Origin of the sequence: Chitinophaga filiformis, from assembly GCF_900102545.1 — a bacterium.
Classification (GTDB): domain Bacteria; phylum Bacteroidota; class Bacteroidia; order Chitinophagales; family Chitinophagaceae; genus Chitinophaga; species Chitinophaga filiformis.
This window is the reverse complement of sequence record NZ_FNBN01000009.1, coordinates 138,172-152,562: the sequence shown is the minus strand read 5'-3', so window position 1 is coordinate 152,562 and position 14,391 is coordinate 138,172. Positions and strand designations below refer to the sequence as shown.

At 46.9% G+C, this 14,391-nt stretch carries 7 protein-coding genes; 4 read left to right on the top strand and 3 right to left on the bottom strand.

Going from position 1 to position 14,391, the window contains the following annotated elements:
- Nucleotides 1–70: 70 nt before the first annotated feature.
- The 3 genes from BLR32_RS27995 to BLR32_RS27985 all read right to left on the bottom strand — a co-directional run bounded on the left by BLR32_RS27995 (nt 71) and on the right by BLR32_RS27985 (nt 7,493).
- A complete protein-coding gene (locus tag BLR32_RS27995) occupies nt 71–1,468 on the bottom strand; it encodes a sialate O-acetylesterase (RefSeq protein ID WP_089836904.1) in 1,398 nt (465 codons plus the stop codon).
- 24 nt (nt 1,469–1,492) lie between these two features.
- Nucleotides 1,493–3,337, bottom strand: coding sequence for a glycoside hydrolase family 2 protein (locus BLR32_RS27990; protein WP_089836902.1), 1,845 nt, complete (start codon nt 3,335–3,337; stop codon nt 1,493–1,495).
- Nucleotides 3,338–3,410: 73 nt separating this feature from the next.
- Nucleotides 3,411–7,493, bottom strand: coding sequence for a two-component regulator propeller domain-containing protein (locus tag BLR32_RS27985; RefSeq protein ID WP_089836900.1), 4,083 nt, complete (start codon nt 7,491–7,493; stop codon nt 3,411–3,413).
- Nucleotides 7,494–7,702: 209 nt separating this feature from the next.
- Between BLR32_RS27985 and BLR32_RS27980 the strand changes: the two genes are divergently transcribed.
- Genes BLR32_RS27980 through BLR32_RS27965 form a run of 4 tightly spaced genes read left to right on the top strand, consistent with a single transcriptional unit; the run spans nt 7,703 to nt 14,391 of the window.
- A complete protein-coding gene (locus BLR32_RS27980; RefSeq protein ID WP_089836898.1) occupies nt 7,703–10,636 on the top strand; it encodes a SusC/RagA family TonB-linked outer membrane protein in 2,934 nt (977 codons plus the stop codon).
- Nucleotides 10,637–10,654: 18 nt separating this feature from the next.
- The gene (locus BLR32_RS27975; RefSeq protein WP_089837256.1) at nt 10,655–12,247 is read left to right on the top strand and encodes a RagB/SusD family nutrient uptake outer membrane protein; all 1,593 of its coding nucleotides are present in this window, start codon (nt 10,655–10,657) and stop codon (nt 12,245–12,247) included.
- Between the two features lie 20 nt (nt 12,248–12,267).
- Nucleotides 12,268–13,323 carry a SusE domain-containing protein gene (locus BLR32_RS27970; RefSeq protein WP_089836897.1) on the top strand — a complete coding sequence of 352 codons (1,056 nt, stop codon included), beginning with the start codon at nt 12,268–12,270 and terminating at the stop codon, nt 13,321–13,323.
- A gap of 39 nt (nt 13,324–13,362) precedes the next feature.
- Nucleotides 13,363–14,391 (top strand): glycoside hydrolase family 53 protein, encoded by a 1,029-nt coding sequence (locus BLR32_RS27965; RefSeq protein WP_089837254.1) that lies wholly within the window; start codon nt 13,363–13,365, stop codon nt 14,389–14,391.

Sequence of the window (14,391 nt, the reverse complement as noted above, 5' to 3'; positions counted from 1 at the left end):
GAATATGAAAATAAGCAAATTATATCAGGCAAAAAAAAGCACCGACTTTCGTCAGTGCTTTTGAAATAAGTTATTCCACATCTGTCCTGAAAGGCGAGGCAGGCAGGTCGGCCGAATTGTACAAATTACAATCAGGCACGTTCGCCCAGCCATATCGTACTGCAACAGGTTTGGATACCGCGGAACTATGCACGATCACCTTATCTCCTCTGATTACTGCTACCGCAGGTACAAATTTCTTGTCTCCACCAGCGATGGTAAAACCAGACAAGGTTCCATTACCTTTTGCCTGAAGACCTTTTGCTGCATGATCGAAGATCAGCGTCACACTATCTTTATTGACACGGAAGGTTTTCAACATCGGCCCTGAATATTCTATCTTCTGGTGATAAACCAGTCCACTGGCAGCCAGTGCCAGTCGTGCGCCTACAGGTTGCTTATGGGAAGGATGGATATCATTGGCATCACCACAGTCTGTTGTTACGATCAGTGCCGTGTTTTTAACTTTCTGCGTTATTTTCAGCTGTGCTTCCCTGATCTCCGGCGTCATGTCCTTATAAGGTGCAATCTGTACGATCAGGAATGGGAAATCTCCCTGACCGAAATCAGTTCTCCAGTTCTTTATCATATTGGGCAGCACAACCTGGTATTGTTTAGGACGATCATTATTCGCTTCTCCCTGATACCATGCAACGCCTTTAATAGCATAAGGAATAAGCGGATTGATCATACCGTTATAAAGCCCACTCATTAATTTCCCTGGAGGTCTGTAACCGGTAGTGGCTTTATCATAGTTCTTCACGAGCTCTGTTAATTCCGGATTCGCTTCCAAAGCAGCCTTGCTGGTCCAGTCCTCTGCAGGCGTACCACCAAAAGCGGAGAATATAATCCCTATGGGAACATTGATCCGCTTATACAGATCCCGGGCAAAGAAATAACCTACCGCCGAAAAATCAGCGACTGTTTTAGGTGAGCAGACTGTCCACTTTTCATGTACATCCTCTACCTTATCTGCCGCATATTTCAGGGGAACATAATACTCCCGGATCATCGGGAAATTCGCCGCATCCCTCTCCTTTTCCCAGTCAGTGATAGGCTGCTGCGGAGGCCTTGGTCCCAGTTGTCTTTCCATATTGGACTGACCACTGCATAACCACACTTCACCCACGAGAATATCCTTAATGGATATCTTGTTCTCTCCTGTTATCGTCATCTCCTGCGGAGTGGTGATATAAGGCAGCGGCGCCAGTTTCACCATCCATTTCCCACCCTTAGCAACCGTTGACACTGTCTGACCATTAAAGCGGACAGTCACCTTCTCCCCTTCATTGGCATGCCCCCAAACCGGTACAGCCACACCTTTCTGTAAGATCATATGATCTGAAAAGAGGCTATTGGGAACAACTGTAGCCTCAGCAGCTACAGTTGTTCCAAGTATAAAAAAAGCAGTTAAAACGTTCTTTAACATAGTTCGGTGTTTATGTTATTATCATTATTTCACCAGTGCAGGATCATACAATTTCACATTCGCCTCATGCAGCTTGTCGACAGGCATTTTATCTACCTGACGATCGTATGTCATAAATCCATTCACCTCCCCTTCAACATCGGTTGTCTGTGTGTATACAGCTGCTGACAAACCTAAAGGAATCAGCTGGGCAAGCCTTTCAGTGAAGGTCTGGTAACGTTTAAACATATCTTCAGATGTTTTGAATGACTGGTAACCCCAGTTTTTGTTCTTCTGCCAGGTATGACCTTCCAGCGGCAATCCCAGTCCGCCGAACTCTCCCAGTACCAGGATCTGTTTCTGACCAAACAGGTCTGGTCTCGGCATAGCAGGATGAGGATAGTTGTGCAGATCGATGATATGTCCTGTAGGATAGAAGTTACCACCGCTGGCACTGTTCACCAGTCTGGATGGATCTTTCTTCATCGTCCATTCAGTGATCTCTGTTGTTTTGAATTGCCCCCAGGCTTCGTTGAATGGAATCCATACCACAATGCTCGGATAGTTATACAGGGCATCTATGATAGCATTCCATTCTTTGCGGTAATAACCCTCTGACTCCGGTGTACGGTCTTTGTCCGTTGCGTGGTCCAGTATTCCCGGACGGTTCTCCCATCCATTGCCCCTGTCGCCACTCGGCATATCCTGCCAGAGCAACATACCTACCTTATCGCAATAGGCATAATAGGTAGCAGGTTCTACCTTGATGTGCTTACGGATCATATTAAAGCCCATCTTCTTCAGCTGATCGATATCGTACACCATTGCTGCATAAGTAGGCGGTGTATACAAACCGTCAGGCCACCAGCCCTGATCCAGCGGACCGTATTGGAAAAGGAATTTATTATTCAGCAGCATGCGCTGTATCCCATTAGCATCAGGTGCCATGGATATTTTACGCATAGCGAAATAACTCTTTATCTCATCTACTGGTTTATTATTGCGCACCAGTGTCACTTTCAGATCATACAGGAAAGGAGCTGAAGGCGACCATAATTTCTCATTGTTAATCGTAATCACTGCAGTTTCCTTAGCACCTACCTGCTGCTGTGCAACCACAGTAGCACCGTCCAGTACTTCAATTTTCAGGTTATCACCCTCCTGCAGGTTTTCCACATCTGCCGCTACAGATATCGTGTGTTTATCGATATCAGGCGTATTTTTAGTTGAACTGATATATGCTTTAGGGACTGCTTCCAGCCATACCGTTTGCCATATACCAGTTACGGGCGTATACCAGATGCCTTCAGGTTTAACTACCTGTTTGCCGGCAGGCTGCGGACCATCATCCGTTGGGTCCCATACACGTACAGTTATTTCCTGCTTTGCACCTTTCTTAAGATAAGGTGTGATGTTGATGGAAAACGGATCATAACCGCCTTCATGCTTGCCTGCACTCTTGCCGTTCACAAACACTTCTGTCTGCCAATCTACCGCACCAAAATGCAGGAGAATGTCTTTGTTCTTCATGGAAGAAGGAATGCTGACGCTATTCTTATACCACAGCAAACTGTCTTTTCCAACGGTGCGGCCTACTCCTGATAAGGCAGATTCTACTGCAAAAGGCACCAGGATGCTGCCCTCATAATTAGCAGGTTCCGACTGCGATTTCGGCGTAATAGCGTAACTCCAGAGACCATTTAAATTTATCCAGTTATTACTTCTGACCAGGAGCGGACGTGGATATTCTGGTAGCGGGGCTTTCGGATCGACCTGAGTTGCCCATTGGGTTACAATTCTGTCTTTAATAACGTGCCATTGCGTTCCCTGGGCGTTTGCAGCAGATGCAATACCGAGGGATACAACAAAACAGGATAATAATTTCTTCATGTCTTGATTATTAGAGTTCGGTTGTTAGAAGTTTGAATTTACTCAAATGTTTGTTAAATCTATAGTGGTTTCCTTATTGCTTTAGTTCCTGCAAAAACTGTGTAGGCGTTTTTCCAAACTCCTTTTTGAACGCCTTTGTGAAATAAGATTGGGTCTGTATCCCTATCCTGAGTATTACTTCAGACAATGGTACATCCTCGTGAGACATGATATAAGCTGCCTTCTTTAACCGGATAGTCCGTACGAAATCACCGGTAGACTGCCCCGTCAGCTGTTTGATCTTCTGATATAAATTTGTCTTACTCATGCCCATGCTGCTGCATAACAAACTAATATCAAAATCAGGGTCCATTAAATGATGATCTATCTGGCTCAGCAGCTCATCCATAAACTCTTTGTCTTTGGAAGAATTCACCAACTCTTTCGCCTCATAAAAATAATCCTTCAGGAAGCGCTCTTTCGACTTGCGCCGCTGCTCCAGTGTATTTCTGATTGTGATCAACAACAGCTCTATGCTGAGTGGCTTGCCGAAATAAAAATCAGCGCCGGAGGCAGCTCCTTCTATGTTAGACGACAAAGCAGTCTTTGCTGTCAACATCATAAAAGGAATATGACTTGTCTCCAGGTTTTCCTTCACCAACTTACAAAAAGCAATACCATCTAATACAGGCATCATCACATCACTGATAATAATATCCGGCATCTCTGCCCGGGCTTTCTCAAATCCCATCTGCCCATCAGATGCTTCTATTACCCTGTACTCCGGCAGCAATGCTGATTTCAGGAATTCCCTCAACTCACTGTTATCATCTACAATTAAGACAGTATGTTGATTTGCTGGTGCATGATGAATAGCATCTGCAGGGAGTTCCGCTACCGGCGTGGCTATAGTATAGCGCTGATTGGACACCAGGCTTTCCAGCTGTTTTGCTGTCTTAGCAGGATCTCCCATCCATCTCTCCTCCTCTGAATAATCCGATTTGTAGAAGGGAATAGAAATGATGATCTCTGTGCCTTGTTTGCGTTCGCTATATACACGTATACTGCCTCTATGCAGGAACGTGAGGCTTTTAACAAATGCCAGGCCAATACCTGAACCGAGATGGTTTTCATTTACTCTGAAATATCTTTCAAACAGATGTTCTATCGATTCTTTAGAAATACCGATACCATTATCCACTACCCTGATATGCAGGTATTCACTGGCTTTATAATCGTTCTGCAATATCAGTTCATGCGGATATGCAGGCTTCACATCCTCTATTGAATTACGCATTTCCAGTGTGATCTGACCACCACGAGGCGTATATTTAAATGCATTGCTCAACAGGTTGTAGATGATCTTCTCCAATACTTGGTTATCAAACCAGGCCTCTTCTGGCGCAGCAACAATATTCACTGTAAAGCGGACCTGTTTATCTGCTGCCCATTCCCTGAATTCTTCGGAAATCTCTTCCAGGAACAACACAGGATTAGCAGGCATCACTTTTAACTGCAATACACCTGACTCCACTTTTCTGAAATCCATCACTTCGTTTACAAGATCCAGCAGGCGATAAGCATTTTTCTGCATTAGCTTAAACGAATGCTGCTGCACATTGTCCCTTGACTCCCTGATCATCTTTTCCAGCGGACCAAGGATCAGCGTCAGCGGAGTGCGGAACTCATGGGAGATATTGGTAAAGAACTGTAGCTTCAACTGGTGTACCTCTTCGCGTTTCCGTTCACTGATCTCTTTCAGCTCTCTTTCACGGCGGAATGCCAGTAGGCGGTACACGGCATACACGATAATTGCCGTCAATAGCAACACAAACCACCATGTTCTCCAGAACGGAGGCTGGATAACAACTGTAATGGTCCTTCCCTGCTCATTCCAGACACCATCACTGTTAGATGCCTTCACATGAAAGACATAAGTACCGGGATCAAGATTGGTATAGACCGCCTTTCTTTCACTACCCACATAGTTCCAGCCCGTGTCCCAGCCGTCCAGCTTATACGCATACTGGTTGTTCTCCGGCGCTGTGTAATCCAGCGCAGCAAACCCGAATGAAAAAGAAGATTGTTTGTAATTGAATTTTATCCGGTCAGTCAGGCTGATGTCCTGCTGCAAAGGAGAGCCCTCCACGCCTGGCAGCATCCGTTGATTGGACACCTGCAGGTCGGTAATATAAACAGGGGGCATAAATGAGTTAGCCCCGATCTCCTGCGGATAAAAGACATTGAACCCGTTAATACCACCGAAGTACATCTCACCATCCCGGGTCTGCAGATAGGCGTTCGCTTCAAACTCAGGCCCCTGCAATCCGTCGCCTGTATTGTAAGTCTTATACCGGTGCTGGTCAGGGTGAAAACGTACAATACCATTCGAAGTAGAGATCCAGCAATTACCGGTTTTATCTTCTGTCATGCCTTTGATAAAAGCAGTACCAAGACCAGCATCAGTTGTATACAGGGAAAAGTTGTCCTTCGCCACATCAAAGAGGTAGAGCCCTGACTGCCCTGCCCACAAACGTCCTTTGCTATCGATGAACAGTACCCGCAGATCCGGCTTTTTCTCACCGGCAGTAAAATAGTGTCTGATCTTACCACTGGATGGATCATAACAATTTAAACCACCATCGTCGGTACCTATCCAGATGCGGCCTTTGCGGTCTTCTATTATGGAAACAGCATTCTTTCCTGACAGACTGTTAGCACCAGTACCCGTGAAACGAATAAAGTGCCCCGCCTTGCGGTCGTAAATATTCACACCACCATAATAGGTAGCCACCCAGAGATTCCCCCGGCTGTCTTCCAGTATTTTCTGTACATAGTTGGAGCTGAGGCTATGAGTGTCCGCCGGGTCATTCAGGAAGCGTGTAAAACTTTCGCTGGCGGCATGGTATAAGTTCAGGCCTCCTCCCCAGGTACCTATCCAGACATTGCCCTGTTTATCTTCTGTAATACCAAGCACCTCGTTAGAGCCCAGCGTATTTTTATTAAAGGGGTCGTACTGGTAATGACGGAAATGCTGCTGCTCACGATCAAACAGGTTCAGTCCTCCTCCATCGGTTCCTATCCATATCCGGCCCTGCCTGTCTTCACAGAACGCTTTTACATCGTTGTAACTCAGGCTGTTCTCTTTTACCTGCTGCTGATAAAGCCGGAACTTTTCAGCGCCCGGCACATATATATTGATACCTCCCCGGTGGGTGCCTATCCACAGAATGCCCTGTTTGTCTTCGAAAAGCGCTGACACCGTTCTTTGGGATAAGCTCCTGGGATACTCCGGTTCATTCTGATAGTGGAAAAAGGAGCCATTGGCCGCATTGAAAAGACTCAGTCCCCCGTTCACACCACCAGCCCACAGGTTGCCCTTACTATCGGGCAATACAGCCCTGATCTGGTTAGTCGACAAGCTGGAGGCATCCTTCTCTCTGTGCTCATAGGTAGTAAACCCGCCAGTGCCCGGGTCGTACAAAAGCAGCCCTTTCTCTTCTGTTCCCAGCCAAAGCTTGCCTTTTCCATCGTCCCTGACAATCCTGACTGCCTGTTGATCGCCATCGTCGGTATAGGGCAGCGGAATGGTATGGAAACGTTTCTTTTCCCGGTCAAACAGGGCCAGGCCATTCTCCGTAGCCACCCAGAAACGTCCCTGGGGATCCTCACAAAGATAGTTTACCCGGTTGTCCGGGATATCCTGTATGTTCCCCTGCCGGTGCCGGAAATGGGTAAAAGTGCCGGTTGAGCGGTCGAACAGGTCGAGCCCTCCTCCATAGGTACCGATCCAGAGACGACCCTGTTTATCCTCATAAATAGCCGTCACCTGATTATGCCCCAGGCTCCGGCTGTCGGTCCGGTGCATGAAACGTGTAAAACGGTTCAGACCAGGTTCAAGCCGGTTCAGGCCATTCTGGGTACCTATCCAGAGATGATGCTTTCGATCTTCGTAGATGCATTTAATATAATTATCGCTGATGCTGTTGCTGTCCCCGGGGTTATACCGGTACACCACGATCTGGTACCCGTCGTATTTATTCAGCCCATCCCGGGTACCAAACCACATGAATCCCTTGCTGTCCTGAAAAATGGTTTCCACGGTACTATTGGATAATCCCTGCTCATTGGTCAGATGACGGAAATGTAACACCGGCGCCTGGGAAAATACACCCATAGGCAGCAAAAAAAGCAAGCCATACAACACAGCGAGACGCCTCCGGCAACAACCGTAAACACATGAAAGAACGCGGGATAAAGCGTGGAATATCAACACAGTGGCAAATTTGATCAATAGAACCAAAAAAATGAACGATAGAATAACAGCTTGCGACAAGGCACCCCTACTTTGCAAGCTAAAATACAGCCAAAATAAAAAATGCCACGATGAAAATGAAAAAACGGATACTCCACGGTATACTGTATCTATTTATTGTCATGCTAACGGGACTGTCTGCCTATGCCCAGCAACCTGTCAAAGGAACGCTGAAGACATCCTCAGGCGAACCGGTTCCCGGTGCTACCATCACAGTGAAGAAGGCCAATACTGTCGCCATTGCCGATTCGGCAGGCAATTTTACCATCAAAGCACAGACAGGTGATACCCTGGTGATCACCTTTGTGGGTTTCAAAAGACAGGAGATCAGGGTGCCTGCCACCATGCCTATGCAGGTGATCCTCCAGGAATCGGTTTCCACCCTCAATGATGTGGTGGTGATCGGTTACGGTACCCGATCCCAGAAAGACCTGACAGGGTCCATTGCCACCGTCAGCTCGAAAGATTTCCAGCAGGGCGCCATTACCACCCCGGATCAACTGGTAACGGGTAAGGTGGCGGGCGTGGTCATTACCTCCAACGGAGGAGCCCCCGGCGCTGGTGGTACCATCAGGATACGGGGAGGGACCTCTCTCAACGCCAGTAACAATCCGCTGATCGTAGTAGATGGGGTACCGCTGACCGGCGAGGGCGTTTCCGGCGTAGCCAATCCACTCAGCCTTGTCAATCCGAATGATATTGAGTCTTTCAATATATTAAAAGACGCTTCTGCTACCGCGATCTATGGTAACCGCGCTTCCAACGGTGTCATCATCATCACTACTAAGAGCGGCGCTGCCGGCAGACTGAAAGTGACGTTCAACACCGTATTGTCTGAGTCTGTAAGAAGGAACGAGATAGATGTCCTGGACGGCGATCAGTACCGCCAACTCATTGCGCAGAAAGGCAATGACGATGAAAAAGCACTGGTAGGCGTGGCCAGTACCGACTGGCAGGACCAGATCTTCCAAAAGGCCTTTGGCGGCGACTATAACCTGGGTATCTCAGGGGGTATCAAAAAACTGCCTTACCGCCTGTCTGTGGGCCATACCTACCAGGATGGTATCTTAAAAACCAGCAATATCAAGAGGACTTCGGCGAGCCTCAACCTCTCCCCTTCGTTCTTTAATAATCGTCTGAAAGTAACGATCAATGTAAAAGGGGTATATCAGAAAACGAGATTCGCCAACGAAGGCGCTATTGGTGCGGCCATCGGATTCGATCCTACCCAGCCGGTATACGCCAGTAACAAATATGGCAACTTCTGGGAGTGGCTGAATGCTTCCACCGGTACTCCTATTGAATTGGCCACCAAAAACCCGCTTGGATTGCTGATGCTCAACTCCAGCCTGAGTGATGTATACAGGAGCATTGGTAGTATCAAGGTAGACTATAAACTGCCTTTCTTCCCGGCGCTTACGGCAACAGCCAATGCTGGCTATGACGTTTCCAAAACAGAGGGTAACGGCTTTGTGCCAGCGTATGCTGCCCAGTCTTACCAGAGAGGCGGGTCTATGACCCAGTATTCCCAGAGAAGGAAGGACAAGCTACTCGATCTCTACCTGACATATGCAAAAGACCTGAAAGGTATTGCCAGCAAAGTAGATGTTACTGCCGGTTACTCTTACCAGGATTTCTTCCGCGGTAGCCCAGCTTATCCGGTACGTAATGCACAGGGCGATGTGATTAATATTCCGACGGCAGATTCAAGCCGTAATACGCTGATCTCTTTCTTTGCCCGTGCCAACTATACCCTGATGGACCGTTATCTGTTGACTGCCTCCATCCGCCGGGACGGTTCTTCCCGTTTCGCGGCCAACAATCACTGGGGCGACTTTTCTTCTGTGGCCCTGGCCTGGAGGATCAAAGAAGAAGGATTCCTGAAGGATGTCAATACCTTCTCTGACCTGAAGATCCGTGTGGGTTATGGTGTAACCGGCAACCAGGATATAGGTCTTGCCTATCCCTTCCTGCCGATCTATACCCGTGGCGCTAATAACGTGCAGTATCCTTTCGGGAACGGTTCTTATTTCACTTACCGCGCCGAAGCCTATGATCCTAATATCAAATGGGAACAGACTGCTGCCTGGAATGCCGGTCTTGACTACGGATTCCTGAACAACAGGATCAGCGGTACCCTGGATTTTTATTATAAGAAAACAAAGGACCTGCTGGCTGATATTCCTACTGCTGCTGGCGCGAACCTCAGTAACCACGTGCTGACCAATGTAGGTAACATTGAAAGTAAGGGTGTGGAACTGGCCATCAATGCTACTGTTGTTGAGAAACAAAACTTCGGATGGAAAGCAGGATTTAACATCAGCTACAATCAGAATAAGATCCTGAAACTCTCTAACGTATCAGATTCCAGCTCTGAAGGTATCCTCACAGGAGGTATCTCCGGAGGTACAGGTAACACTGTTCAGATCAATACGGTGGGATATGCACCGCAAACTTTCTATGTATATAAGCAGGTGTATGATCCCAATGGCAGACCAGTGGAAGGTGTATATGAGAAACCAAGCGAAGGAAGCAACATGTTCTATCGATATAAATCTCCCAATCCTAAGTTAACTATGGGCTTTACCTCACAGTTCAATTATCTCAACTGGGATCTCTCCTTTGTTGTGCGCAGCAACATCGGCAACTATGTGTATAACAACATCAGATCGGCAGGTGGCGCGTATAACAGCATCAGAACATCCATGGGATATATTGGCAACGTGAACGCTGACTACCTGAATACAGGATTCAGTAACAGCCAGTATTCCTCTGATTACTATGTGGAGAATGCTTCTTTCCTGAGAATGGACAACCTTTCACTGGGATACAATTTTGGGAAGATCCTTCGCAAGACTGCTACACTTCGCGTGAATGCTATTGTACAGAATGTATTTGTGATCACTAAATACAGTGGCCTGGATCCGGAGATATTCAGCGGTATTGACAACAATCCTTATCCGAAGCCACGCATTTATTCACTGGGGATCAACATCGCTTACTAACTGATGAAAAGAAGAACCATGACAATCAAATCTCTTGCTATAATAACTGCCTGTGTAGCCACTATGATGGCTGCCAGCTCCTGCACCAAAGACCTGAACCGTTTGCCGTATGTGCAGGAAACATCAGAAACCGTATATAAAGACCCGGTAAAAATAAAGGGCGTGCTTGCCAAACTGTATGGCAGTCTTTGTCTCAGCGGACAACACTATGAAGATAACAGCCTGTCAGATATCGTGACAGACAATACAGGTACTAACGTATTCCTCCGTAATTACTGGTCACTACAGGAACTTACCACAGATGAAGCAGTGATCGGCTGGAATGATGGCGACCTGCTGAGTTTTCATAATCTGAACTTTACACCGGATGGGAAATATGTAAAGGTGATGTACGACCGTATCTTCTTTGGAGTAGCAGCCTGTAACGAATTTCTCCGTCAGACGACAGATGATAAAACAAGCAGTTTCCCGGCTGATGTAACAGCTAACATTAAGGAATACCGTTATGAAGCCCGCTTCCTGCGTGCGTTTTACTACTGGATCGCTATCGACCTGTATGGGAAAGTTCCTTTTGTAACAGAGGCTGATCCTGTTGGTGCATTCCAGCCCAAACAGATCTCCAGGGCTGATCTTTTCACTTACCTGGAAACAGAACTGAAGGATCTGGAAACCCTGTTGCCTGAGCCACGTACCAACGAATATGGCCGGGTAGACAAAGGAGCGGCATGGGCACTACTGGCGAAACTCTATCTCAATGCGAAGGTGTATACTGGCACGGAGAAGAACGCAGAGACAATCACCTATTGTAATAAGCTGATCAACACTACTGCTTATCAGCTGGCAGCGGATTATTCCCGGTTGTTCAAGACAGATAATAATCTCACGACAGAGATCATCTTCCCTATTCTTGCAGACGGCGTAACATCCCAGTCTTATGGTAACACCAGCTACATTGTACTCGGTTCTATCGGAGGCACCATGAACCCCGCTGACTATGGCATGTCCACCGCATGGGGAGGTATGAGGACTACCAAAAACATCGTGGACCTGTTCCCCGATCCATTCGGCAATACAGATAAACGCGCGATGTTCTACACCAGCGGACAGAACCTCGACATCAGTGACCTGTCCAGCTTTAACGATGGATACGCAGTGCCTAAATTCAAGAATATCAGTTCTACAGGACAACCGGGCTCTGATCCTACCAGGAGATTTACCGATACAGATTTTCCTATGTTCAGACTGGGAGATGTTTACCTGATGTATGCAGAAGCTGTACTAAGAGGTGGCAGCGGTGGAACCCTTGCGGAAGCGCTCAACTATGTGAACCTGATACGCCGCCGTGCTTATGGTAACACCAACGGCGATATCAGTGCTAGTGAGCTGACACTGGACTTCATCCTCGCAGAAAGAGGCAGGGAACTGTACTGGGAAGCCAAGAGAAGAACAGACCTGGTGCGCTTTGGTAAACTGACCAGCGGCAGCTACGTGTGGCCATTTAAAGGCGGAGTGGCAGCAGGTACAGGTGTACAGGAGAAATACAATGTATTCCCTATTCCCAATACCGACAGGATCGCCAACCCTAACCTGGTACAAAACGATGGCTATTAACATCAAAGTAAAACGATTGTATGAAACGCATTATTAGTTATTTTCTGCTCATCCTGGCATTCGCGTCCTGTAAGAAGGATGAAACAAAAGCAGTGTACACGCTACCTGCAGGCAAGCCGGATTTCAGCAGCAGTATTACTTCTATCATATTAGACAGTACTCACCGTGATGATAAAGCGGTGTCATTTGCATGGTCTACCCTGAGTTATGGCATCAAAGCTGATGTCACTTATTCTCTTCAGTTTGACACCAGCAGTACCATGAACACCGCGGTGGAGTTTGCGATGAATGCTGATACGACTAAGGATTACACCGTTGATGCATTGAATACTATTGCACTGCGGGCAGGCCTTGAAGGCAATAAAGCCGGTCTGCTGCATGTACGCATGAAAGCAGAGGTACGTCAGAACGGGACGTCGACGAATCCTTCTACTATACCTGCTACTTATTCAGATATTATTGCTCTTACTGTAACAGCTTATGCACCAGGCACTGTTTCAAGGTTATGGGTACCGGGAGAATACCAGGGATGGAATGCAGCTACAGCACCTACACTGGCAGACAAAGCAGGTAAAGGAGCCTATGAAGGGTATATCTATTTCCCGAACAATCCCAGTAATAACTACACTTTCAAGATCACAACGGCGCCTAACTGGAATGATCCTTCATGGGGTTATGAAAGCGATACCAAGATGGTGAAAGGTGGTGGTAATCTTTATACACCCGGAGAGGGCTATTTCCTGGTAAGGGCCAATGTCAACTCCCGTGACTGGAGTACGATACTCACTACCTGGTCTATCATAGGTGATGCCGTTACCGACTGGGATACGGATGTACCAATGCAGTTTGATGCAGCATCCGGCACATGGATTATCAACTCGGTGCAGATCAAGGCTTCCGGCGGATTTAAGTTCAGGGCCAACAATGCCTGGACTATCAACTATGGCCCTACTGATGGTAAACTGGTACAGGACGGAGGTAATATCTCTGCTCCCGGTGGAGTGGCTGGTAACTATAAAGTTGTACTCAACTTGAATGATGCAGCTAATTACACCTTTACGCTCACAAAATTGTAAGAAGGGGACATCATTATGCAAACAAAGAATGAGAACGTTATGAGATATCTTTTGATAGTCGCTGGTATATTGCTGATGGCCACTATAGGCTGCAGGAAATTCGACATGCCTGATAATATGCCTGCGACCAATCCCATACTGGTAAATATGGTGCGTGGTGCAGATGTAAGCTGGATCACTGAAATGGAGGATGCAGGGCTTAAATTCTACGATACTACAGGCAAACAGACAGACGGCATACAGCTGATGAAGGACATGAACCTCAATGCCATCCGCCTGCGGGTATGGGTAAACCCAGCTGATAAATACAATAACATCGCTGATGTAACAGCAAAAGCAATGCGCGCAAATAGTCTGGGCATGAAGCTCATGATCGATTTCCATTATAGCGATTCATGGGCTGATCCAGGCAAACAAACAACACCTGCCGCCTGGAGCGGACAGGATATCACCACTCTGCAAACATCTGTCTATAACCATACGCATGAAGTGCTGAGCGCCCTGAAAGCAAAAGGCATCACACCGGGATGGGTACAGGTAGGCAATGAAACCAATGATGGTATGTTATGGCCATTAGGAAAGGCTTCTGAGCACATGGATAACTTTGCATTGTTGATTAATGCAGGTTACAAGGCAGTGAAGGAAATTGATAGTAATATTAAAGTGATTGTACACCTGTCCAATGGGTATGACAACGGCTTATTCAGATGGATGTTTGACGGATTGACGAAGAACAATGCCAACTTTGACATTATAGGCATGTCCTTGTATCCTGCCACTGCTGAATGGCAGACGCCTAATCAGCAATGCGAGACGAATATGAAAGACATGATCTCCCGTTATAACAAAGCCATCATGATATGTGAAGCCGGTATGCCTGCTACAGCCCCGGTAGCTACCAACTACTTTATTACTGACCTTTTCAGAAGAATCCATAACTTACCTGATGGCAAAGGTCTTGGGATCTTTTACTGGGAACCACAGGCTTACAACAAGTGGCAAAATTATTCACTAGGTGCATTCGACAATTCCGGGAAGCCCACTTTTGCAATGGATGCTTTCAGATAA